Annotated in this window: 18 protein-coding genes and 2 pseudogenes; 12 read left to right on the forward strand and 8 right to left on the reverse strand. The window is 68.2% G+C overall.

The annotated features are described in order from the left end of the window. Positions 1–326: 326 nt before the first annotated feature. Both ACFQ9Z_RS36805 and ACFQ9Z_RS36810 read right to left on the reverse strand, forming a co-directional pair. Positions 327–1,499, reverse strand: a complete 1,173-nt coding sequence (locus ACFQ9Z_RS36805) for a serine hydrolase domain-containing protein (RefSeq protein ID WP_383030477.1) — start codon at positions 1,497–1,499, stop codon at positions 327–329. Positions 1,500–1,573: 74 nt separating this feature from the next. Further along, the gene (locus ACFQ9Z_RS36810; RefSeq protein WP_383030480.1) at positions 1,574–2,917 is read right to left on the reverse strand and encodes a transcriptional regulator; all 1,344 of its coding nucleotides are present in this window, start codon (positions 2,915–2,917) and stop codon (positions 1,574–1,576) included. A gap of 253 nt (positions 2,918–3,170) precedes the next feature. Between ACFQ9Z_RS36810 and ACFQ9Z_RS36815 the strand changes: the two genes are divergently transcribed. The 4 genes from ACFQ9Z_RS36815 (at position 3,171) to ACFQ9Z_RS36830 (ending at position 6,381) form a co-directional block, all read left to right on the forward strand. Continuing rightward, positions 3,171–3,662 (forward strand): ATP-binding protein, encoded by a 492-nt coding sequence (locus ACFQ9Z_RS36815; RefSeq protein WP_383030482.1) that lies wholly within the window; start codon positions 3,171–3,173, stop codon positions 3,660–3,662. 461 nt (positions 3,663–4,123) lie between these two features. Further along, positions 4,124–4,291: a hypothetical protein gene (locus ACFQ9Z_RS36820; RefSeq protein WP_181924954.1), complete on the forward strand. Its 168-nt coding sequence runs from the start codon at positions 4,124–4,126 to the stop codon at positions 4,289–4,291. Positions 4,292–4,378: 87 nt separating this feature from the next. Continuing rightward, the gene (locus ACFQ9Z_RS36825) at positions 4,379–5,575 is read left to right on the forward strand and encodes a JmjC domain-containing protein (protein WP_383030486.1); all 1,197 of its coding nucleotides are present in this window, start codon (positions 4,379–4,381) and stop codon (positions 5,573–5,575) included. Next, positions 5,509–6,381, forward strand: a complete 873-nt coding sequence (locus ACFQ9Z_RS36830) for an aldo/keto reductase (RefSeq protein WP_383030490.1) — start codon at positions 5,509–5,511, stop codon at positions 6,379–6,381. Before ACFQ9Z_RS36825 ends, ACFQ9Z_RS36830 begins: the two co-directional genes overlap by 67 nt. Here ACFQ9Z_RS36830 and ACFQ9Z_RS36835 read toward each other — a convergent pair. After that, the gene (locus ACFQ9Z_RS36835; protein WP_383030493.1) at positions 6,356–7,213 is read right to left on the reverse strand and encodes a hypothetical protein; all 858 of its coding nucleotides are present in this window, start codon (positions 7,211–7,213) and stop codon (positions 6,356–6,358) included. The two genes, ACFQ9Z_RS36830 and ACFQ9Z_RS36835, sit on opposite strands and share 26 nt — an antisense overlap. 1,378 nt (positions 7,214–8,591) lie before the next feature. Between ACFQ9Z_RS36835 and ACFQ9Z_RS36840 the strand changes: the two genes are divergently transcribed. Continuing rightward, complete coding sequence (locus ACFQ9Z_RS36840; RefSeq protein ID WP_383030495.1) at positions 8,592–9,500, forward strand: tetratricopeptide repeat protein; 909 nt, start codon at positions 8,592–8,594, stop codon at positions 9,498–9,500. Positions 9,501–9,916: 416 nt separating this feature from the next. On the opposite strand, the gene ACFQ9Z_RS36845 is transcribed toward ACFQ9Z_RS36840, so the two are convergent. Beyond that, positions 9,917–10,114, reverse strand: a complete 198-nt coding sequence (locus ACFQ9Z_RS36845; protein ID WP_383030550.1) for a DUF6207 family protein — start codon at positions 10,112–10,114, stop codon at positions 9,917–9,919. Beyond that, positions 10,065–10,169, reverse strand: a pseudogene (locus ACFQ9Z_RS36850) (hypothetical protein); the annotation flags it as partial. The gene ACFQ9Z_RS36845 and the pseudogene ACFQ9Z_RS36850, both read right to left, overlap by 50 nt. A 107-nt stretch (positions 10,170–10,276) precedes the next feature. On the opposite strand from ACFQ9Z_RS36850, the gene ACFQ9Z_RS36855 reads away from it, so the two are divergent. Beyond that, positions 10,277–10,867 (forward strand): class I SAM-dependent methyltransferase, encoded by a 591-nt coding sequence (locus tag ACFQ9Z_RS36855; RefSeq protein WP_383030498.1) that lies wholly within the window; start codon positions 10,277–10,279, stop codon positions 10,865–10,867. A gap of 277 nt (positions 10,868–11,144) precedes the next feature. Here the strand turns inward: ACFQ9Z_RS36855 and ACFQ9Z_RS36860 are convergent, their stop codons facing one another. Together ACFQ9Z_RS36860 and ACFQ9Z_RS36865 are read right to left on the reverse strand one after the other, a co-directional pair. Beyond that, a complete protein-coding gene (locus tag ACFQ9Z_RS36860; protein ID WP_383030501.1) occupies positions 11,145–11,717 on the reverse strand; it encodes a hypothetical protein in 573 nt (190 codons plus the stop codon). 445 nt (positions 11,718–12,162) lie between these two features. Further along, on the reverse strand, positions 12,163–12,993 hold the full coding sequence (locus ACFQ9Z_RS36865; protein WP_383030503.1) for a hypothetical protein: 831 nt from the start codon (positions 12,991–12,993) through the stop codon (positions 12,163–12,165). A 281-nt stretch (positions 12,994–13,274) separates the two neighbouring features. Between ACFQ9Z_RS36865 and ACFQ9Z_RS36870 the strand changes: the two genes are divergently transcribed. Then, the gene (locus ACFQ9Z_RS36870) at positions 13,275–13,409 is read left to right on the forward strand and encodes a hypothetical protein (protein ID WP_383030505.1); all 135 of its coding nucleotides are present in this window, start codon (positions 13,275–13,277) and stop codon (positions 13,407–13,409) included. A 32-nt stretch (positions 13,410–13,441) separates the two neighbouring features. Here the strand turns inward: ACFQ9Z_RS36870 and ACFQ9Z_RS36875 are convergent, their stop codons facing one another. Then, complete coding sequence (locus ACFQ9Z_RS36875) at positions 13,442–13,636, reverse strand: hypothetical protein (protein ID WP_383030508.1); 195 nt, start codon at positions 13,634–13,636, stop codon at positions 13,442–13,444. Between the two features lie 1,192 nt (positions 13,637–14,828). Between ACFQ9Z_RS36875 and ACFQ9Z_RS36880 the strand changes: the two genes are divergently transcribed. From ACFQ9Z_RS36880 to ACFQ9Z_RS36900, 5 genes and pseudogenes are all read left to right on the forward strand, one after another. Further along, positions 14,829–15,446 carry a restriction endonuclease gene (locus ACFQ9Z_RS36880; protein WP_383030511.1) on the forward strand — a complete coding sequence of 206 codons (618 nt, stop codon included), beginning with the start codon at positions 14,829–14,831 and terminating at the stop codon, positions 15,444–15,446. 635 nt (positions 15,447–16,081) lie between these two features. Then, positions 16,082–17,923, forward strand: coding sequence for an ATP-dependent endonuclease (locus ACFQ9Z_RS36885; protein WP_383030514.1), 1,842 nt, complete (start codon positions 16,082–16,084; stop codon positions 17,921–17,923). Positions 17,924–18,295: 372 nt separating this feature from the next. Further along, the gene (locus tag ACFQ9Z_RS36890) at positions 18,296–19,459 is read left to right on the forward strand and encodes an exonuclease SbcCD subunit D (RefSeq protein WP_383030517.1); all 1,164 of its coding nucleotides are present in this window, start codon (positions 18,296–18,298) and stop codon (positions 19,457–19,459) included. Continuing rightward, positions 19,460–22,468, forward strand: coding sequence for an AAA family ATPase (locus ACFQ9Z_RS36895; protein WP_383030520.1), 3,009 nt, complete (start codon positions 19,460–19,462; stop codon positions 22,466–22,468). Between the two features lie 63 nt (positions 22,469–22,531). Beyond that, positions 22,532–22,729 (forward strand): annotated as a pseudogene (locus tag ACFQ9Z_RS36900) (DEAD/DEAH box helicase family protein); the annotation flags it as partial. Between the last annotated feature and the right edge of the window lie 74 nt (positions 22,730–22,803).

Consider the following 22,803-nt stretch of genomic DNA (forward strand, 5'->3'; position numbering starts at 1 on the left):
CAACGGCCGACTCATCCGTACGGCACCGAGTACGTACAAGCTCCCTCTTCCCGGGGCCTTGACACCCTCAACTGAGCCTTAACTTCGTGGCATTGCTTGACCGACTGGCGGCAACAGGACTGCTGGGGTCATGGCGGGCTTGCCCGGACTCGGGAGATCTGCAGTGGACCCTCGCACGCGGCACGAGGTGGGGACCATGCCCGTAGCCATCCGGCCCGGGGCAGGGTATGCGATCGACCAGATCCTCATCCCGCAGCTTCGCCAGCAGCAGGCCGACGGCGAGATCTTCTCCGTATGAGGGCGTGTCGTCGGCAGGTGCGACGTCGCTACGTCAGGGACTTTCGTACTGCATCGACCAGTGAAGCCGCACGCACATCGTCGGTTCCTCCGATGATGTGGTTCGTCACGTAACCGAAGGCGATCGTGTGCTCGGGATCGGCGAAGCCGAGTGATCCGCCTCGGCCGGTGTGGCCGAAGGCGTTCGGGCCGGTCATGGGGATGCTTTCGGTGGGCAGCATGTATCCGGCGCTGAACCGGCTATGGATGAGCATCACTTGGTCTTTCCCGTTGGCCTGTTCCTTGGTCGCCGCCTCCAGGGTTTGGGGGGTGAGCAAGCGGACGCCGTTCACCTTGCCGATTAGCGCGGCGTACATGCGCGCCAGTGCGCGAGCAGTGCTGATGCCGTTGGAGGCCGGGAGTTCCGCGGCTTGCACCTCGGGCGAGGCGAAGTTGATCTCGGCTGGTGCGGTCACCGCGTACGCCCTGTTGCTGAATGAGTTTGGGTCGCGCCACGCCGCGACTAGTTCGCGGAGCTCATCGGGGATCGACTCGGCAGGCACGGTGGTGAGGTCGACCTCTGGTCGCCGGTACACCATGCGACTGACCCGGTCGCGCTCACCCGCCGGCAATCCGATGAAGAAGTCCAGCCCAAGGGGGGCGGCGATCTCTTCGGCGAAGAAGCGGCCCGGTGTCCGGCCGGACGCTCGGCGGATCACCTCGCCGACGAGCCAGCCCCAGGTCCGGCCGTGGTATCCGTGCGTAGTGCCCGGAGTCCACAGGGGACGCTGACCGGCCAGCGCCGCCGCCATCGGATGCCAGGCCAACGCAGCGTGCAGCGGCACCGGTTGGTCCAGAGCCACCAAGCCCGCTTGGTGGGACAGCAGCCAGCGCACCGGGATGTGCGCCTTGCCATTTGTGGCGAATTCCGGCCAGTACTTCGCCACCGGCGTGTCCAGGTCCAGCGCACCGCGTTCGGCCAGCATGTGCGCCGCGGTCGCGGTCGCCCCCTTGGTAGCCGAGTAGACGAGTTGCAGTGTGTCCCGCGTCCACGAACGACCGGTCTCGGGGTCGGCGATGCCACCCCACAGATCCACCACCGGTCGGCCGTATTGGTACACGCACACCGCCGCGCCGATGTCCCCGTGCTGGGAGAAGTTCGCCGAGAACGCCTCACGCACCGGTTCGAACTCCGCCGCGACCTCACCGTCGATCGTCGTCATGCCGTCCATCCTGGCATTGAGGTCGTCTGCTCCGAGGGGGCGGGCTCACCCCTCAAAATCCGAGACGACTGGTGTCAGGATGCAACAGGCAGCGCCTGAAGGCGCTCGCGGAACTCACGGACAGCGGGGACGGACTTACGCGGTTCGAGCCGTGCGGAGAACTCCTTCAAGCGGTCCAGAGCCCGCACGGAGCTGACACGGCTCTCCAGGAGACTGGCGCCGTAGCTCGCGGCGTCCAGCGCTCCCTCCAGGTCGCCGCCGGCGAGCCGGGCCTCAGCCAGGCGGCTGGACCGGACGGCCTTGTCCCGAGGCGCCGCGCTCTTCACGGAGGTCTCCAAAGAACGTGTCGCGCGCTCCACCTGCCCGGACCGCAGCAGGACCTTGCCCTCGGTCGACTTCAGCTGGGCCTCGCCGAACCAGTCGAGCCAGTCGGGGTTCTCCTCCGCTGTGTGGTGCTCCCAGAGTGAGACGGCACGGTTGAGCGCCGTCCCCGCCCTCCGGTGGTCGCCGTCGCGCGACAGTGCCTCGGCCTTGTGCAGGTAGAGGAAGGATTGGGTGTCCGGCGACAGCGTTCGAGGGGCGTTGTCGATGGCGGTCGAGATGAGGTCGACCCGCTCGGCGGTCCGTCCGGCTTCGGAGACGTGAACGCCCATCTCCGCGAGGATGAAGGCGCCGAAGGCGTCGTCTCCAGCGGTACAGGCACTGCGCAGGGCCCCGACGTAGTACCGCTGACCGGCAGAGCGCAGTCCTGCGTCGTAGGCCATCCACCCGGTCAGGTGCGACACCCGGGCCGCAAGGGCGTAGAGACGGAGTCGGACGCTGTCGGTATACCGGCCGGCGCTCAGGAGACCGGTGACCAAAGCGAGATCGCCGCGTGCCTGCTCCAGGAGCCTGGCGCCTCCGAGCTGGTCGTCGAGGACGCGGAGCGTGCCGATGCGCTGCTCGATCGTCAAGACCAATGTGTCCGTGACCTGATCCCCGTTGAGGGCCGAGGCGAAGGCGGAGGGCGCGTCCACCCAGCTCGCTGCGAGGCCCGTCAGGGCGGCGCCGGTGATGGTGAGAAAGCCCCGGCGGTCCATGCGGCCACTCCCCACGAGTTCGGACAACGCCTCAACGGTACCGGCCTCGGTCCACGGCGCGGCGAGCCCCGTCACCTCCCAGACCGGGAGCCACCGGGGCCATTCTTCCTCCCGCACCAGTTCGTACGGGACGCGTAGTAAGTCGGCGAGTACGCGCTGGGCGTCCGTGTCCGGTTCCTGGCCCTGCTCCCACTTCCAGACAGTCGTCCGGTTGGTCGCGAGCGGGATTCCGAGCAACCGCCCGTGCGCCTGCATGAGTCGGGCGAACTCGGCCTTCCCCCAGCCATGCTTCTGGCGGAGGAAGCTCAGCGGGTGGATTGCCAACGGCTCAGCAGACACGTCATTACTCCCCTCATCCCCTCATGGCGTACCGCGGAGGCTACTTCGCGTGGCCGCGTACGGGGGAGGGCGTCCCCATGAGGAACCCCCTAGAAACGTTCCGCCCTGAGATCTGGAGGCCATTGACTGAGTATCAGCCGTCCACGGAGCACGCCCAGGGCGTCCGCTCTGGAACGGCCCCCAGATCGGCGGCTCCGCCCCAGTTCCCCCGTCGGGGACGGGGCCGCTCTCCAGCTCTCCGGAGGCATCCGCCATGCCCACGCTCGTCCACCGATTCATCCTCGCGGGTGCGGATAGGGAAGTGTCCCTAGCCCGGTGCAAGGTCGTCGACAAGGTGCGCACGTGGGGCGTGCCGATGGACGACGAGACGGCTGACGCCATCCGTCTTGTTGCTTCCGAGCTCATCACCAACGCCGTGGTGCATGGAAAGGGGCCCGTCACCGTCGCGCTGTACCACCGGCCCGGTCGCCTGGTGATCGATGTCCACGATGACAATCCCGCGGCTCCGCGAACGAGTTGTGCCCAAAACGACGACGAGAATGGGCGCGGTCTGACGCTGGTCGGATATCTCGCTTCGCGGTGTGCCTGGGAGCCCTCCGGCCGCGGGAAGCGCGTATGGGCAGAGATCGCGCTTCCCATGGCAGCGCCCGCTATCCGAGCCGCCGTTCTGCGCAGGCTCTTCACGCTCCGGCCGAAGCACGGGGTCGTCGCTGAGCTCGAGTCGCTCACTCTGGCGGTTGCGTGATGGGACGGCACGCCTTACGAGCAAATCCGCTTCCTGATCCCGATGTGGTCTTCCGGCCCACCCGCCGCGATAGCGACCCTGACACAAGGGAGCCCACTGAGTACGCGCTGTGGGACCGCCACGAATGGCAGGCGCGCGGCGAGTGCTGGCTGTGGTGCGGACGCGACGACGTCGAGGTGACGTGGATCGGGCCCGTCCGGTCAAGTGGCATGCACGCGGCCCTCTACGCCTGCCGTGCCTGTTTGTACGAATTGGACCAGCGCGTTTTGGAGACCAACATCCGCCAGGACATTAGCACCTTGCCGATGAATCGCAGACCTGTCCAGTCGCGAGTGTAGGACCGTGGCCCGTCCGCCCCCAATGCCCGCTGCCCCACGGCACCACTTCTCCCGCCGCCGTGGGACAGCCACTGACCTCCCGCCGGAGCTCTGGCGGGAGAACCGAAGAGGAAGGAGCACGAGGTGGCAGAGCACACGGCACCGCCTCCGGCCCAGAGTGGCCTCCTGGTGGCGGTGGAAGAGCTGACCGCCGTCCACGACCGGTACGACAGCCTCCGGTCGGACAACGCCGGGAGTTCCGGCGATGCGCCGTGGCCGGGTGGCGACGGCAACCTGCACGACAGCGAGTAGGCACCAAGCGGTGGAGGCCGGTGTGGTCGGTCGTGCCGGCCCCCACCGCGTCCGAATCACGCGGTCGAACCCATGAAGGAGGCAGCGATGGAACATCGGTTGATCAGCGCCATCGAGACAGCCCTCGGCTGGAGTGGAGCCGAAGAGCTGGGCAAGGGCTTCGTACGCGGGAGCATGGAGGACCCCACACTCGTCTCCCGCATCATGACTGCGAACCGCCTGCTCGACATCGCGATGCGCAGGAGCCTGAACCGCCCGCAATTCCGGTGCTTCCAGAAAGGTGAGGAGGTCCACCCGGCCATCTACTACACCGACAGCGTCAGTCCCCGGGGCCAGAGCATCCCCATGGTCAACATGCGCAGCCTGGGCAGGCTCCTACGAGAAGGCGCGACGCTCATTCTCGACCAGGCCAACGTCTTCGATCCGACACTGGAGGTCGCCTGCCGAGCCCTGCAGTGGTGGTCCCGCGAGCGAGTGCAGGTCAACGCGTACCTGACGACCAACGCCGCCGCCGGTTTCCCCTTGCACTGGGACGACCACGATGTCTTGATCGTCCAACTCGCGGGCGAGAAGGAGTGGGAGGTGCGCGCTGCGTCCCGCAGTGTCCCGATGTACCGGGACTCCGACCCCAACAACACTCCGAGCGACGAGATCATCTGGTCCGGCGTCATGCGGACCGGTGACGTCATGCACATTCCCCGAGGCCACTGGCACCGGGCCACGCGGACCGGCAGCGGCGCCGGCAAGAGCCTTCACGTCACCTTCGGCATCACCAAGCGCACGGGAGCGAGCTGGCTCGCATGGCTGGCCGACTGGTGCCGCGAGCGCGAGACCTTCCGCCACGACCTCGACCGCTGGCACGGAACCGGCGGCGAAGCCCTGACCACGGCCGCCGCCCAGCTGATCGGCGAACGCTCCCCAGCCGACTTCCTGGCCGCGTACGAGCAGGAGACGATGCTGCCTCGGCATGTGCCGTTCCTCGACATACTCGGACCGCTCGACGCCGTGGTGTGCACCACCCACTTCCCTCCCCGGATCCAGGAGAACGGGCCGAGCGTCGACATCGTGGCCTCAGGGAAGAAGCTCACCCTCGCGGCCAAGGCCCTGCCCGCACTGCATCTGCTGCTGAGCGGAAGGCCCGTCCCGCTGGAGCGGGCCGCAGCCGTCGTCGGGACCGAAGTGACGGAGCTCGCCGAGATCCTGGTGAAGGAGGAGCTGTGCGCGGCGCTGTCTCCCGAGTTGTTCTCGGGCTACACCGGTCTCGTCACGAACGCCGTCTCCTGACCGGGGCACTGGACCTTGGTGTCACCGCACTCGACACCAGCACCAACTACCTCGACTTCCGCTCGCACCAGAGGCTGGCGCGGACAGCCCGTGACCTGCTGCCGAAGTTCATGCTCTCCACCAAGGTCGGCTATTTCCCAGGGCCGGACGGGACGGAGCACTCCCTGGATCCCGTTCGGCTGCACGCGGCGGTGGAACAGGCGGCCAAGGACCTCGGACGGGAGCCGGACCTGGTGTTCCTGCACAACCCGGAACATTCACTCCCCGAAACCGCCCCTCGCTACCACGACCTGCTGGCACAGGCGTGCGCCACCCTTGACGCCGCCGCAGCGAAGGGACTGTGCGCCGCCTGGGGTGTCGCATCCTGGGACCCGACATCGCTGCTGAACCTGATCGACACGACCACACCGAGGCCAGCGGCCCTCATGGTCCGCGCCGGCTTGCTTGTCGGAGCCAGAACGCTGGATGCCGCGGACGCCCTCACCAAGGCGTGGTGCCCGGGCGGCGTGGTGTGGGGGATGAGCCCTTTCGGAGGCAGCACCAGCGCCCCGGTGTGGGCCAGGATCGATCCGCGCGTCTTTCTCCAGGAGGGCAGCCTGCTCTCCCGTGTGCAGGCGGCGTTCAGAGCCGCCTATCACCTCCCGGAGGTCGACTCCGTTGCCGTGGGCACCGATGAACCCGCCCATCTGGGCGAACTGGTCGGCGCCCTGGTCGACGAGGTCGATGAGCGGACCGTCCAGGAGTACCGGAGTCTCCTTCGAGACCAGACCGCTCGCGCGGTCAGCCTGCCTGAAGCTCCTCGATGACCTGCTTTGCCATACGCCGGGCGAGTTCCAGACGAGGGTCCTCCGGGTGCGCGTAGGGTCCGAGGATTTTCGAGCAGACGAACAACGTCATCAACTTGCCGTCCCGGCTATCGAAGTCGGAACGGCGCTCGTGCCGTACGCGTTCTGCCAGAGCCGGGACGGCAAGGGAACTGGCCCACAAAGAGGCCGAGTCCAGCCCCAGCGGTGCGTTACCCCAGTCCTCCCAGTCGAAGAGGCTGAACGCCGGAGCGGTCATGTTGGCCCAGTTCAGATCCGCATGGGCCGGCACCCACCGCTTCACAGTTGTGTCGAAGTCGCCGGGGAAGACACTGCGGATGGACTCGGTGACGAGGGCCTGGGTGACAGTGACGGTGTCCGGTGTGGCAACCCGCGTCGTGCTCTGAGCCGCCAGCGCGTTCAACGAGGCGTTCAGCGCTCCCCACCACTCGTCCGGCAGTTCCGGGGCCTCGCTCAACACGGCGGTACCGACAGGAGCACCCGGCAGCAGCTCCGTCTCATCGGCCCGCCACATCACTGGCTCACTCGTGTCGCGCCAGACCACGCATCCCAGCCATGCGGGCTGGGCGACGCCTTCCAGACGCGCGGCACATTCGGTGCCGTTCCACCCCTGATCGGTGATCTTGTTGAGCAAGCGTCGCTCGATCCGAACCCAGGTATCGCGGTCTGTCCGGGCTCCCACAGAACGGCGCTTGCGGATCAACCCATCTGATAGCAAGCGCACCTGGAGAGACCGCTCGACGTGATCAAGAACCTCATCAACCGGCTGCACCCGTAGATCAACAGCCCGACCCGTGGAGACCGAGAGCGTCATACACGCGACCGTAGCAGGGCAGCGGGAGGGAGGATGACACCAGAACCAGCACTCCGAACAGCCGCAACACGCGCTCGCGTTCACTCTCCAGAAGTAGCCTTGAGCGACTGAGCACGGTCGGTCGAGTGGGATTTGGGACAACAGACTTCTCGCTCTTCCAGCACAGCTCCGGAGGACCGCTTCTCTGCTGGGTGCGCCTTGCGTACGCTCCAAGCACGCAACATGTACGGTTCAGCAACCCGAGTGGTGGGCCGCTGGTAGATCGCGGCGTCGGAGATGCCGACAGCGGCCGCGGCCGCGAGGACGGTCCTCCCAGTGGTGCGCAACTCGGCGAGGAACCGGGCGACGGCTCCGTGGTCAGCCGCATGGGCTTGAGGGAGGCGTACGGGGCTGAGGCGGCGCTGACGGCGTCGCAGGCGGCCGCGAACGCCGGGTCGTCGCCGCGCGAAGCCCCGGGGCCCCGGTGCCCCGGAGCAGCTCGGCGCGGGACGGGGGCAGGCCGAGGGCCACCGCCGCCCGCGCCGTGACCGCCCGCAACCTTGGACGTGATCCAGGCGGGAGCATCCTGGTGACGGTGGACGGGGGTGGCAGACCATGGGGCGTAGACAGGGTGCGTGGGCGGGGTCGGTGGTAGCGGGAGGGGCCGCATTGGTGGCGGCTGTGCTGGGGCCGGTGACCAACTACGCCAGTGCCGCGGTGCCTGGCTGGGCGGCGCAGGCGTGGGTGATCTGGCCGGTGTTCGCCGTGCTGGTGGTGGTCAGCATCGGGCTGTTGTTGTGGGGTCGGCATCTGGATGCCGCAGCAAGGCCCCCGGCGCGGCTGGCACCGGTGAGCGGACTGGCCCGAGGCCAGCAGGCTTCGTTACGCCCCCCGCATGTTCAGCGCGTGCGGGGGCGTGAGGGAGAACTCGCCGTGCTGGCAGGCATGCTTCGGCGGCCACAAGGCCGGTTCGCGGTGCTGTGCGCGGTCGGCGGTATGGGCAAGACAACGGTGGCCGCGCAACTGGCCACCCAGGCCGAGGCGGCGGGCTGGCGAGTGTTTTGGGTGCGCTGGCGCGACGGTGCCGAGCTGGCGCAGCAGATGGTGCAGGCGGCGCTGGCCTGCGGCCTGCCAGAGGCAGAGCTGGAGGCCGCGCGAGCGGGGCAGGCGAGCCTGCCGGGCCGGGTGCGGCGGTGGCTGCTGGTCGTGGACAACGCCGACGAGCCGCACGAGATCGGCCCGGCAGGGGAGCCGGTGGCCGACTATCGCGGCTGGATCCGTCCTCACGGCCCGGGCTCGGGATGGCAGCGAGCAGACCTGGGGTCCGTGCGCACAGCTGTTGCCACTGGAGCCGCTGCCGGTGCGACCTGCGGGGCAGGTCCTGCTGGACGCTGCTCCCGTGGCCGGCACCGCCGAGCAGGCCCGGGAGCTGGCGGCGCGACTGGGCGGGCTGCCACTGGCGTTGCACGCGGCTGGCACCTATCTGGCCGGACCCACCAGCCGCTACCGCACCTTTGCCGCCTACCGCCAGGCCCTGGAACAGGAACTGCGGTTCCTGTTGGCGGCGCACCCGAATGCCTCCCATCCGCAGGTCGCCCGCGCCGTGGTGCGGCACACCTGGGAGGTGTCCTTGGACCAGCTCGCAGGGGAGGGCAACGCTTTGGCCCGACCCCTGTTGCGACTGCTGGCCCTGCTGGCTCAGGCCCCCGTCCCACTGTCCCTGATCACCCCAGACCTGCTATCCGTCGTCACCGGACACGACGTCACCGCGGTGGCCCTGGAGGCCGCGTTCGCCGGCCTGCACCGCTACGCTCTGCTCGGCCTGCCCCACTCTCCCGGCAGCACCGGCCCGGCGTCGGGCAGCAGTGAGGGGGCGCAGGTGGTGCTGCATCCCCTGATCCGAGAGATCAACGCTGTCGCCCTCACGGCCGAGACCTCCGAGCTCGCCGTGTGGCACCGGGCCCTTGCCGAGCGGCTGACCACTGCCGTGCACGAGGCCAACCGGCGCGGGCGCGCTGGTTGGCCTGCAGCCGTGCTTCTCGCCCCCCACCTGCCTCTGCTGCTCGACTACGCGGACCCGCGCACCGCCACACACCACCGCACCACTCTCAACGCCCTGGCGCAGGTGCTGCAGAAGGCTGGCGCTTTCGGTGTGGCGCGCCTGCTGCATGAACGGGTCCTCGACGTCGAGACCCGCATGCTGGGCCCCGAGCACCCCGATACCTCGCTAGCCATGTCCATCCAACGGCAACAGAGCCGGTGGTGGCACTGGCCGCGGCGCCGGAACGCCGCAGCCAGTGGCGGTTGAGGAGGCCCTGTATCCCCGAGCCGCCGCCAAGCGATCAGATACCGGTCGACGACGCGGCGTACGACGCCCTCGTCGAGGAGGCCGAGCGCACCGGCGTCACGGTGCCGGAACTGGCCGGACGGGTCCTCGAGCACGATGTCGCCCGGCACAGGTTCGTGTCGGCCGTGGGCGGCTTCGTCACCGCGTGGGGCCAGCCTTCGACGAGGCATTCGGCACGACCGGCGCCGGCGGTGCCACCGCGTGATCCTGCACGTCGACCGCGCCTGGCTCCTGGAGGCCGCGCAGCAGTACCTCCGGGCCGACCCAGACGTCACCGACTGGGGCGCAACACCAACTGGGTGAACGCGGTAGCGACGTTCCCCGCTACCCGACGGACGCACCTTACGACCAGCTCGGCCAGTGCTCCGACACGCCCATCACCGTGACCCTCGCCCGCTAGTCAGAAGCCGGCCCGGCCAGCGTCTTCGGTCTGGTGCCTGGCGCGTGCCCGGGCAGCAGCGCAGTCGTACGCCGGGCTGGCCGGCGTTCCGTGCTGCGCTCGACCGCGGTGGTCGCCCACATCGCCGTGAGCGCTTGCTGGAAGGCGAAGACGGTCTGGTCGTCGGCGGCGCCACGTCCACGGCGACCAGACCGGGCTGCGCTTCGTTGATCGCATCCACGCCTTTTCATGACGGGCTCCTGTAGTCATGTGGTTCTGTCGTGCGGCAGGGGTTCACCTGCGCGGGGCAACAGGAGCACCATCATCACAGGTCGATATCATTTGAGGGACACCAGCCGTGATCACCACTGCGTCCACCGCGAGCGCCGCCTACTGGGAGCCTTGCTGGGCCGAGGGCCGCCGCTACCGGCAGCTGTGCGAAGCCGAGCGGCGGCTGATGAACGAGTACCTCGGGCCCGGATGCGCCCGCCCCGCTCTGGACATCGGCAGCGGTGCCGGCGCTCTGGCCCGCCATCTTCATCACGAGCTCGGATACCGCACGACAGGCGTCGACTGCTCGCCCAGCGCAGTCGCTCTCGCGGCCGCCCAGGACACCGGCACCGTCCCCGGACCGGCCTGGCGGTGCCTGGACATCACCACCACTGACCTCGCCGCGCTACCGGATCCAGCCTTTGCCGTCATTACCTGCCGCCTTGTGTACCGGTGGATGGACGACAAGGCCGCGTTCATCGAGCGTGTCCGCCACCTTCTGGCGCCCGGCGGCATCTTCTGGGTGGTCACCGAGATCGCCGGCCGCCGTCCGACCAGCGACCCAGCCCTCCAGCGGCTCGGGATCACTGCCGCGGAAGCCGAACTGCTCACGAGCGCATGGTCCGTCGTCCGCGTCGCAGACCTCGACGTCCTGCGCTGCTACGCGCTGCGTCCCTGACTACCCCTGGTGATGGGCCTGGGAGATCCGGACACCGGCTCCGGCCTTGAGGTCTTCGGCGACGTAAAGGTGCTGGCGTGTGCTCGGTCTGCGGCCGGGCAGTAAAAGAGTCTCGATGAGGCGGGCAATTTGACGTCATAGAGTAGCTGCCCAGCCACTGGACAGGTCTGACGCCCCGGAGCTGTGGCACCGGGCCGTCAGGTAGCGGCGCCCGGACTTCAGGTGGTCGGGGGCTACCTCACTTCACCCTGAACAAGAGGTCGGTCTCCGGCCGTCGTCAGGAGACTGAAGGCGGCTGCCTCCCGGCAGGCGATTGATCAGGATGAGTGTCAGTGCGGCGCTCGTCTTCGAACATGTTCAGAACGGTCGACCTTGCACCCATCCAGTGGTCGAGTGTGTCGTCCAGCAGGGCCCTGGCATCGTCTGCGCTCAGCTCGCCCACGGCGCGCAGCACGGTTCCGGCGTCCGCGGTGAACGCCTTGTGATGGGCTTTCGTAGCCCACGCCCGCGTAACGGGCGAGACGTGCGGCGAGTGCTGGACTTCGGTCCCCGGCAGGGTCAGGTAGCAGGTGGCTGCGAGTCCTGCCAGGGTGGCCCGGTTGTTGGCGACGACCTGCTTCGACAGCGATTCCCGGCAGGGCCGACAGCCCGTCCACGAGGCACCGACCAGCCGTGTCGCCAGGTCGACGTCGCTCTTCCAGCCATCCACGTACGGCATCATGCCGTCAATCAGATCCGTGTCGGTCATTGAATGGTCGTGAAGGGTGCCGGCGGCCGCCGACGCGAAGGACGCTCCCGTGCGCGCGGCCTTCTTCCGGGCGCGCTGCTTTTTGCCGTGATTGCTGACCATGAGTTCTCCTCGATGGCGTGCAGCGGCTAACCCATGACCCGTGCACGCGAGAACTTGATCAACGCGGGCCTTCGGAGTTCGTCGTCAACTTGCCTCACACTGATGCGCTCGGACTCGAGGTCCTGGCACCTTCGCCTCAAAATGCTCCCAGTCATGGGCTGAGGCCGGCTTCGGCCTGTGCGTGGCCGTTCACCAGCACGATACCGGACAGCACGGCCGATGGCCTCAAGCCCGGTCCGGATAATGAGGCTCGTTGCCGCTGTCCCGGAAGGCCGGCAGCAGCAACGAGGCGGCCCCTCGACGCGCAGCTTGGGGTATGCCCGAGTGATCTTCACGAGCATCAACGTGGCCAAAGCGCGCACCCCCACCCGCGCAGCCGCTGCTCAGCGGTGCTGAGCAGGCTGCTGTGGGAAGCTCTCCCGGCTGCCCGGCCGGGGTCGTGCCGTCAGATCCACCCTGCCGCGCGCATCATGTTCACGATCACGCGGTCGGCCGCCTCCTCCTCGTCCTGGTCTACGTCGACCCTGTCCCAGCCCAAACCCTCGCCGTACTGCAGCACCGCCGACAGCGTCTCGTGGTCGTCGGCGCCACGCGGGCCCTCGAAGGGCGAGTGCAGGACCGGTGAGAGAGCTTGCCGCGCCCAGCTGGCGACGGTGGCCGCGCCCCCCTCAGGCATCCACGAGAAGTAAGGCACTCGCCCGAGCTCGCCCAGTGCCTCGGTGAGAGCCGCGAACTCCGGGCCGGGGCGCGGGGCGGCAGCGCGGTCGAGAGCGTCAGCGAACGCGGCGAGCAGCGTGAGGTCCGATTCGGCCACCTCAAGGGCGGTCAGGTGCATCACGTGCCCACCGTCTGGACCCACCAGAAGCAGCACGTTGGGCGGGTACTCCTCTGTCCTGTCCACCAGTTCCTCGGTTCCATCCGGCAACGCGTCGCGCACCCGCCAGTACGCCTCGAAGACTTCCTCGATGGGCGCGCCGGGGATCGGCACGCCCCCGCTGTCCCGGTAGCCCATCAGCACCCCCTCATGGTCCAGGACCATGTCCATTCGGAGCCTCAAGAGAAGCCCGTCCACTTCGTACAGGCCGGCCAGGGCGTCCGGCACGAGCGGCAAGAGCAAGGTGCGGGTGGGGGCGAGGCGCGGCGGCAACTGCTGGCCGCCCGCTCGGGTGCGGTCGTTCGCCCGCATCGCCTCGGTGTACCGCGTGCCGGCAACCTGGCTTTGCTCTCGGATCTCCCGGGTGCGTTTCCGCGACTTCCTGGGCTTGCTCGTAGGCATGTCTGACTCCATACAGCAGCGCGCCCCACGCACACGCCGCTCTGAAGGCAGGCGGTTCCAGATGCACGATGCGTCGAAGGACGGCTTGGCCTACCAACGAGGACTCCGGCGTGAGCGGAAGGCCCCTTCAGCGGTCGGCGGTCGTGGCCGCCTGCCCGGCAGCATACCGGCCCGGCGGCAGCGGCATCAAAGTTCTGTTGAGGCCTTGCACCGCTGCGGCTCCCGGTCAGGGTGGTTGTCGTGCTCTGGTCCCACCGCGGGGGTGGCCCGAGACGAAGCGCTTGCCGCACACGGGCAGGCCCGAACTCGTGCGCGCGGGCCTCGCTCTCGTACCCGAGTTGCATGCCGCGCTCGACACCGCGGCCGCCGAACTGACCGCGCGCCTCGACACGAAGGTCCCGGCGCCGGAGGCGTAAGGGCGGGTCAGTTCTCCCGGCGCCTATCGGTACTACTGATCCCAGTTTTCGTCACCGACGGCGTTGTCAGCGAACCCGCGGATGGACTCGTCGACTTCGAACTGGTGGTCCCGGTCGAGCTTCTGGTAGTTCGCTTCGAACTCGTCCTCGGGCATCGTTTCGATGTTGGTGCACAGCATCACGACGAGCTCTTCCTGCTCATCGAAACTCAGTGGTTCCGTGGTCATGTGTCCCCCTCGGTGGGCCCGCGCATGGGCCGAGCGTACGGCCCCTCGCGACAACGCGTGCCGTGATGGGCTCATTGAGGGTTCCGCCGTCACCTCCTGGTCGGCGCGGTCGACGCGCACCGACTGACGTCAGGCACCGGCACCACCTCGCACACCACCCGCAGGCCACCGCCGCGGGTGTGATTACGTCGCGACCCACGAGCGCCATGCACGAGCGCAGCAGCGGCCCTTGGATGTCCAGGGCGGCCAACCGGAGTATGCCGGAAACAGAAAACAGGTTGGTCAGCGGTTCCCACGGCGGGTAGCGGGGTCGTGCTGTCTAGGCCTGTCGTGAGCCGGCGCCGGTATGTGGATCTGCAAGTCGGGGGCGAGCGCTGAGGCCGCCCCAACGCGAGCAGCAGCGCCGTCCTCCGAACGGCGCCCCGACGCACCTGTCTTTTCTGATGGAGCGCGCCAGGCGCTCGTGGCTGCCCTTCGGTGATGGGGCGCCGCCGCTGCCTGACGCCGAGGCAGTAGGTGCCTCGGTGCGCGGCAGCTCGCGATGTGACGCTGGTGTTGTCGTCGAGGTCAAGGGGCGGCTCCGGCGCACGACAGGACGAGGGTGGCGCCCCGCTGTATCTCGCCGTTTCCGGCGCGGGCACCGGCTGACTTTGAGAGTGGCTGTTCATGCAGGTGACAGCTTCTGCGGCAACGCGCCACAGGGAACGATCTAGGCCCGGGCCGATTCCGGTCTTGCGGATCCGAGCTGGCATATAGCGAGGTCAGCACACTGAAAGCTGTCGGCCGCATACCAGACCTCTCAAATCGGATGGCCGTGGCTGGATGGTGTCGTGCCTGGTCAGGCTGGCGCCAGGTGCTGTCAGTGCCCGCTGTTACACCGATTTTTGAAGACGGGCCGCACTCGGCGTCCCGCCGAAGGGAGGGGAAGCATGGCGAAGGTACCGGACGGATTCCACCAGGTGCGTGGGCACATCCGCCGTAACCCGAAACCCAGGAGCGCCAAGCGGATGAGCGGATGGATGATCGCCGGCCTACTGGCGGGAGCCTGGCTGTGGGGACAAGTATTCGGCTTCGACACGGCGACACCCCCTCCGGCCGAACCGAACCCGGCAGTCAGTACACCGGCGGACCGATGAGCCGAGGATGGCGCCTGCGGCGCCCCCGCGGGCCGGTCGAGGTCGCATCAGCGGCCATGGTGGCGCTGGCCGTGCTGGTAATGGCCGCCCGAACGGTCACCGTGACGGCCGGCGTACTGATGGATGCCTGGCCGGTACTGCTGGCTCTCGCAACGCTGGGGGGAGCTGCAGCCCTGTGGCGGGTCAGACGAGCTGTCATGGGCCGACGCCGGAAACACGCGCGTCTGGCCGCTTTGCGGATCACGCTCGCCGAGTTCGACACCATGGACGACCGACGCTTCGAATGCGCGCTGAGGGACCTGCTTGTCCGAGACGGCTGGACGGCCCGAAGGGTAGGCGGCGCAGGGGACCAGGCCGCCGACGCCATCGGCGATCACCCCGTTCTTGGGCGCATCGTCGTGCAGGCCAAGCACACGCGCGTCGGAGGAAAGGTTGGATCGGCAGTGATGTACGGGGTGAAAGGGACGGCCGGCCCCGCACACAGAGCTGACCACGCGGTCGTCGTGACCAACGGGCTCCTCACCCGCGATGCCATGACGTGGGGGAACCGGCACACCGTCCACTGGGTCGACCGAGAGAAACTGCAGCGCTGGGCCGAGGACGGGAGCGCACTGCACGAGCTCCTCAGACTGCCCGCCCGCCCGCGCAGCAGCTGGTTCAAGCGGGCTGCATGACCAGCATCCGACTCAGCTCGCGCCGTCGAGGAAATGGGAGAATGTAGGGCATGATCACCGTCCACCCCTGGGGGACGGGACTCGTCATCGCCGGTGGGTTCTCCGCTCTCCCACAGTGCCGGCATCCCCGTCATGGTTGCGTTCAACGGCTCCCCAACCTGCCGTCGACTTCGCACAAACACTATCGGCTCATCCTGGTGGGACGACCAGAGCTGAGGAAGCGGGCCCACGGCCAGCACCTGTACGACGTCATCGGCGCCCAGGACGCCGCGCTGTAATTGGCAGGAACCCGAGCAGCTGTGGCCTGCACACCAGTGGCCTTATCGGCCAACTGGACATGGAAACGGTGATCGGGCTCCGCTCATGCCCGCAGGGGCTGCGGCCGTCGTCCCATCCGGTGTCCGCCCATTCGGAGCCGAGGGGTGAGTCTCTGCCGAGCAGCCACTGAGCATCTGTACCCGTTCTTCAACGGCACACGAGCAGAGAGTTGCACAAGTGGTGGAAAACGTGGAGCTGTTGTGAAGGATACCTCTAGTATGACGGTCTGCGCTGGCGTCTCGAGCGCACCTTCTGCCCGTCTAACACCGCACGTCACCCCTACCGGCCGGGGAGGGGAGATACGGAGCACGTCGACTGTGTACCTCACCCGCTTTTCCGCCTGCGGCTTCCGCTCCCTGGCCAGCATCGAGAACATCCCGGTCAGCAGCCCGACGATCCTGGCCGGCCACAACGACGGCGGAAAGAGCGCCGTCCTGACGGCGCTCGCCTTCCTGCTGGGCAACCACCGGCTGACAGACGAGGACCGCACCTACGAGCAGGCGGAAGGATCCGCAGGCGGCCGCTGCTCCCGCACCTCGGTCGAAGGAAATTTCCGCCTCGACGCCGCGGAACAGGCTGCCACCGGCCTGCCGCAGGCGCTCCGGATCCGCCGTATCTCCGAAGAGGGGCAGCCGCCTCAGTGGCAGTACTTCGGTTCCCGGCCGACCGACAGCCGGCTCCACGACATGACCCGCCTGCTGAAGGGCCAACTTTCAGAGCTGGCTGCCGAGTTCTCCGTGTCCCCGGGCGGCTCTCGGAGAGACGACCTGTTGCAGGCGCTCACCGCCTACGCGGTCACGGCGCCGCAGGTGGAGCAATGGCAGCCGCTGCCCAAGGAACTCCAGGAGCGTCTGCCGCGCCTGCTGCCGTTCGGAGGGAAGGACGAGAGGCCCGATGACGCGGTGCGGACCGCGCTGAGCAGCTGCTACGAAACCTACCTGGACGATGAAACGCTCCAGGGCCGGGTCCGGGAGATCGAAACGGAGATCACCCAGCGCCTCGAGAAGGAAGCCGACTCACTGTGCCGGCACATCCGCCAGCACTGCCGGGAGTTCGTGGGCGTGCAGGTCAAGCCCGAGGTCTCCTTCAAGGGCGGCTTCAAGCGCGCCCCCCTGGAGGTCTCCAAGGCCGACGGCGAGCCGGTGGACCTCACCCGCTCCGGGCAGGGCAGCAACCGCCGGATCGCGCTGGCGGTATGGGAGTGGACCAGCAACCTGCTCGAGAACAGTGAACTTGCCACGGGGGAGGGGAGCGATGCGGAGCCGACCCAGACGATCGTCGTCTACGACGAGCCCGACACCCACCTCGACTACCGCCATCAGCGCACCGTGATGGACATCATCCGCGAGCAGTGCGCGTTGCCCCATGTCAGCGTCGTGGTGGCCACCCATTCCATGAACCTCATCGACGGCGTCGACATCGCCGACGTGGTCCACCTCCGGCTCGGTGAAAGCGGCCGCACCATCGTCGAGCGCCTCGCCGACGACTCCCACGACGGCATCGACTTCCACCTCGGGCAGATCGCCGCAGCCGTGGGCCTGCGCAACTCGGTCCTGCTCCACGAACGCTGCTTCCTCGCCGTGGAAGGCCCCACCGAGCAGCAGTGCCTGCCTCACTTGTTCCGCCTCTCTCAGAACCTGTCCCTCCAGGCGGCAGGCATCGCCTTGTGGGCCTGCGGCAACAATGAAGCAGCCCTGACCCTCGCCGGATATCTGGTCAAGAACCACCGCACCGTCATGCTGATGGTCGATGCCGACAGCCGTACCAACAAGCAGTTCAAGACGGAAAAACTCATCATGGCAGGCCTCGACCTTCCCACCCAGGTCACTTACGTCGGAGAGGCCGAAGGCTTTAACGAGCTGGAGGAGCTCTTCACCGACGCACAGTGGGCCACCGCCGCCAACGCCCACTGGCCGCGACCAGAAGGCACGGTGTGGACCGCGAACGACTTCACTGCACACCGCGGCGGAAAGTTCAGCGCCCGTATCCTCTACATGATCCAAAGAGGGGCCAGGCCCCAAGAAGAGGGGGAGCCGCGGACCAGCCCCGACGGAAAGGACGACATGCTCTACGCCCTGGTGTCTGGCCTCACCCGGCCCGAAGACGTCCCTTCTCAGCTCAGGGATGCCTTCAGCGAGATCCAGAAGCTGGCTTCCTGACCGTCTTGTGGGCACGTCGCTGCAGCATGCGCTGCTTACGCTGTTGCAGTGACGGCGCTGTCCAGGCGTGCCAGCCCACCTCCGGCACGTGCTGCCGGCCGTGCTCTCGTGCTTCGATCCCACACCAGCGGCACCCGCTGGGTGTCACGACGGACTCGGCGCCGGTAGAACGCGATATCGACATCCCATCCTCCTTCCCCCACTGCTTATCTTGCCTCCTGCCACTGACAATCACCCGCCGGCGCCGGCGCCGGCTGGCCGCCGCAGCAGCGGGAGAAACCATGCACCGCTGGCCGTCGCAGTCCCGCCCGAGGCACCGTTTATCAGGAAAACCGCCCGCAACTGGCTTTTCAGTGGTTACCGTCTGCACCTATGCGGTTCTTGCACACCTCGGACTGGCACCTGGGGCGCCGGTTCTACGAGGCCGATCTGATCGACGCGCAGCGCGCCTTCCTCACCCACATCCACGACACGGCCCGTGACCGGGACGTCGACGCGCTCCTCGTGGCCGGCGACCTCTACGACCGTGCCATTCCCAGCCTGGATGCCGTGCGCCTCTTCGATAGCGCACTGAGCCAATTCGCCGACCTGCGCATCCCCATCCTCATGATCAGCGGCAACCACGACTCCGCCCACCGGCTCGGGGTCGGCGCCAGCCTCCTTGCCCGGGCCGGCGTGCATCTGCGGACCGACCCGGCCACCGCCTGCGCCCGCCCGGTCCTGCTGGATGACGAGCACGGCACCGTTGCTGTGTACGGCATTCCCTATCTCGAGCCGTCCCTGACCCACGACGACCTCGAGTCCGACAAGAGCCACCAGGCCGTGACCACAGCAGCCCTGGACCGCATCCGCGCCGACCTCGCCACCTACCCCGACGGCACCCGAAGCGTCGTAGTGGCCCACGCCTTCGTCGCCGGCGGCGAACCCTCCGCCAGCGAGCGCGACATCACCGTCGGCGGCCTCGACTACGTCTCCGCCAGTGCCTTCACAGGCATCGACTATGTCGCTCTCGGCCATCTCCACGGTGCCCAGAACGTCAACGACCGCATCCACTACAGCGGTTCACCGCTGGCCTACTCCTTCTCCGAGACGCACCACACCAAATCCCTGACGCTCGTCGACATGGCCGGCGACGGCACCGTCACCCTCACCCCTGTGCCCACCCCTGTCCCGCGCCCACTGGCCCTGCTCAAGGGCACCCTCAAGGACCTGCTGACCAATCCAGCCCACAACGCTGTGACCGACAGCTGGCTCCAGGTCACCCTCACCGACCCCGCCCTGCCGTACGAACCGATGGCCCGACTGCGCCGCCGCTTCCCCCACACCCTGCGCCTGAAGCACGAACGCCCCGACCACCTGCAACAGGCCGCCGACCGCCCCACCTACACCCAGCGCCTGCAAGGCCGCAACGACCTCGACATCGCCTGCGACTTCGTCAAAAAGGTCCGCGGCGACGACCCCACCCCCGCCGAACACGCCCTGCTGCGCCGCGCCGTCGAAGCCACCCTGCACACCACACACCAGGAGACCGTCTAAGTGCGCCTGCACAGCCTCACCCTGCAGGCCTTCGGCCCCTTCGCAGGCACCCACACCATCGACTTCGACTCCCTGAGCAGCGACGGCCTCTTCCTGCTGCACGGCGCCACCGGAGCCGGCAAGAGCACCATCTTCGACGCCATCTGCTACGCCCTGTACGGCAAGCCGCCCGGCGACCGCGACCAGCTGCTGCGCAGCGACCACGCCGCCGACCACCTGCTCACCCAGGTCATCCTGGAGGCCACCATCTCCGGGCGCCGCCTGGAGATCACCCGCATCCCCCAGCAGGCCCGGCCCAAGGCACGCGGCACCGGCACTACCCAGCAGAACGCCAGGACACTGCTCCGCGAATGGAGGAACGACGCCGCCTCAGACCACAGCGGTTGGGAAGCCTCCAGCAAGTCCCACCAGGAAATCGGCGACCATCTCCTGACTCTGCTGGGCATGAGCCGGGATCAGTTCTGCCAGGTCGTTCTCCTGCCGCAAAACCAGTTCACCCAGTTCCTGCGCGCCAAGGCGTCCACCCGCAAGGACCTTCTCGGTAAGCTGTTCCGTACCCAGCGCTTCACTGACATCGACCGCTGGCTGCAAGAACGCAGCCGCGAGGCGGAAAAGGACCTCAAGGCGGTCCGCGGCGACGTCATCAGCCTCATCGACCGCATCCACGGCGCCGCCACCGGCCTTGACCATGAGCAAGACGCCCCCACCGGCAACGACCCGCAGACCCTGACCGAACCCGCACTAGCGTGGGCGAGAGCCCTGGTGAATGCAGCGGCCGCGCAGCTCGAGACGGCGATCGCCCAGGCCGAAGCAGCTGCCGCCGACCTGGACGCTCATCAGGCCAACGAACTCCTCGTGCGTACCCTGCACCAGCGGCAGCACGAACACCGCACCGCCACCGAACAGCTGGAGCAGCTGAAGCAGCATGAACCCCGCCAGCAGCTCATCACCGGCCAGCTCGAACAAGCCCGCCGCGTCAGCAAGCTGGCAACAGTCCTCCACGCGGCCCGCACCGCCGCACATGAATACACTCGTGCTGCCGAGGCCGAGGCGACGGCACGCGCCGTCCTCACTGCTGCGCACGCCACCGCCGCGGCCGGTGAACTTGCCACCGCAGAGCAGCGGACACGGGCCGAGGCCACCCTTGCCGAGGCGCTGCTGCCGCAGGAAGCCACCGTGCAGCAGATGACGCGGGACCTGAAGCGGCTCGATACCGAACGGCAGACGCACACCGCCGACCAGCTCGAGGCCCACGACTGGCTCGCCAAGGAGCCCGCCCTCCGCGCAGCCTTGACCACGCGCCTAGAAGCCGCACAGCGCGCCGAGACCGACAGCATCCATCAGCAGTCCGCCCTCGCCGACATCCGCCGACGCCTGGAAGCCGCGCAGCAACGCGACGTCCGCCTCGCCGACGTCGCTGCGTGCAAAGAGCGTCTGCAGGCCGCCCACACCGTCACCACCGAGGCCGCCCAGGCCTACATCACCATCCGCCGACAGCGCACCGAGGGCATGGCAGCGGAACTGGCCGCCGGCCTCACCGACGGCTCGCCCTGTCCGGTGTGCGGATCGTGCACCCACCCAGCCCCCGCTGCCCAGCACCCGGACCAGCCCACCCGCGAAGACGAGCAGGCGGCCGAGGCCCGCCACCTTGAGGCCGAAACGGCCGAAGAGGCCGCAGCAACCGCACTCCAGAAGGCCCAGGACCAGGCTGCACTGGCCCGCGCCCAGGCCGGCGACGATCCGCTGACCGACATCCAGACCCTTCTGAGCACCACGCAAGCCGACCTCGAACAGACCCTGAAGACGGCCTCCGACGCCGGCCCCGCGAACGAGGAACTCACCGTCATCGACCGCGAACACAGCAGCATGACACAGAAGTCCACCACTGCCGGCGAACGCCTTGCGGCATGCAACGCCGAGTACGACCACCTCTCCACCCAGCTGACCGACCTCACCCAGCAGCTGGACCAAGCACGCCACGGCGCGCCCACCGTCGCCGACCGCCTGGCCGACCTCACCCGCACCGCCGACCAACTCAGGACCGCCGCCGAAGCCGCCGCCACCACACAGCGGCGGGCACAGGAACGCACCCTGCAGACCACCGAGGCCGAAGCCGCCGCCCGCGAGCAGGGCTTCGACACCCTTCAGGCCGCCGAAGAAGCCGCCCTCGACGACGACGCACTGCACGCCCTCGAGGACGAACTCCAAAAGTTCAGCCGTCAACATGCCGTGCACACCGCCACGCTCGAGCGGTCCGACCTCGTCCACGCCGCAGACCAGCCGCCCGCCGACCTGGACGCCGCCATCCACCTGCACAAGACAGCAGCCCAACGTCACACCGAAGCAGCAGCCGCCACCACCGCGGCCCGCACCCGCCACGACAACCTCACCCGGCACACCACCGACCTCACCGCCGGCATCCAGCGCCTACAGCCCCTACAGGAGGCCTACGACACCGTCCACCACCTCCAGGAAGTCATCCACGGCACCTCACCCAGCAACCGCGACCGCATGGAACTGGAGGCCTACGTCCTCGCCGCCCGCCTCGAACAAGTCGTCGACGCCGCCAACACCCGCCTGCTCCGCATGTCCGATGACCGCTACACCCTCTCCCACAGCGACGACCGCGCCTCACACGGCGCCCGCTCCGGCCTCGGACTGAAGATCACTGATGCGTGGACCGGCCGTGACCGCAACACTGACACCCTCTCCGGCGGCGAGTCCTTCTTCGCCTCCCTCGCCCTCGCCCTGGGCCTCGCCGACGTCGTCACCTATGAGGCAGGCGGCCGCGTCCTGGACACCCTCTTCATCGACGAAGGCTTCGGCTCACTCGACGACGACACCCTCCACCAAGTCCTCGACGTCCTCGACTCCCTGCGCGACCACGACCGCACCGTTGGACTCATCAGCCACGTGCCCGAACTCCGCCGCCGCATCACCAGCCAGCTCCACGTCCGCAAAGGCACCAGCGGATCCACCCTGCACCTGGTACCCCAAGCCGCCGGATAACCCATCCCGCGATGCCACAATGACCCCAGCTCGCAAGCCCACGTCCCGGAGCGGCGTCCCCTCATGGCCACAGCCCCACTCGAACTGCGCCCCCACCAAAAGGACGCCGTCACCGCGGCCACCCGCATCCTCGGTCAGCAACCCCGCACGAGCGCCATCGCCGCCTGCGGCACCGGCAAAACCCTGATCGCCGCCCGCACCACCGCACGCATCGCCCCACGGGGAAGGGTGCTGGTGCTGCTGCCGACGCTGGATCTGCTGTCCCAGACGATCCGTTCCTGGCGTGCAGCAGGACGCAAAGGCTCCACGGTCGCGGTGTGCTCGGCACGCCAGGC

The sequence above is a fragment of the Streptomyces sp. NPDC056580 genome (assembly GCF_042793175.1).
Lineage (GTDB): Bacteria > Actinomycetota > Actinomycetes > Streptomycetales > Streptomycetaceae > Streptomyces.

Coding starts and splice junctions, on each gene's coding strand:
- ACFQ9Z_RS36865 (WP_383030503.1), bottom strand. CDS start 12,993: ATGCCTACGAGCAAGCCCAGGAAGTCGCGGAAACGCACCCGGGAGATC.
- ACFQ9Z_RS36805 (WP_383030477.1), bottom strand. CDS start 1,499: ATGACGACGATCGACGGTGAGGTCGCGGCGGAGTTCGAACCGGTGCGT.
- ACFQ9Z_RS36875 (WP_383030508.1), bottom strand. CDS start 13,636: ATGACCACGGAACCACTGAGTTTCGATGAGCAGGAAGAGCTCGTCGTG.
- ACFQ9Z_RS36835 (WP_383030493.1), bottom strand. CDS start 7,213: ATGACGCTCTCGGTCTCCACGGGTCGGGCTGTTGATCTACGGGTGCAG.
- ACFQ9Z_RS36880 (WP_383030511.1), top strand. CDS start 14,829: ATGGTGGCGCTGGCCGTGCTGGTAATGGCCGCCCGAACGGTCACCGTG.
- ACFQ9Z_RS36890 (WP_383030517.1), top strand. CDS start 18,296: ATGCGGTTCTTGCACACCTCGGACTGGCACCTGGGGCGCCGGTTCTAC.
- ACFQ9Z_RS36860 (WP_383030501.1), bottom strand. CDS start 11,717: ATGGTCAGCAATCACGGCAAAAAGCAGCGCGCCCGGAAGAAGGCCGCG.
- ACFQ9Z_RS36815 (WP_383030482.1), top strand. CDS start 3,171: ATGCCCACGCTCGTCCACCGATTCATCCTCGCGGGTGCGGATAGGGAA.
- ACFQ9Z_RS36825 (WP_383030486.1), top strand. CDS start 4,379: ATGGAACATCGGTTGATCAGCGCCATCGAGACAGCCCTCGGCTGGAGT.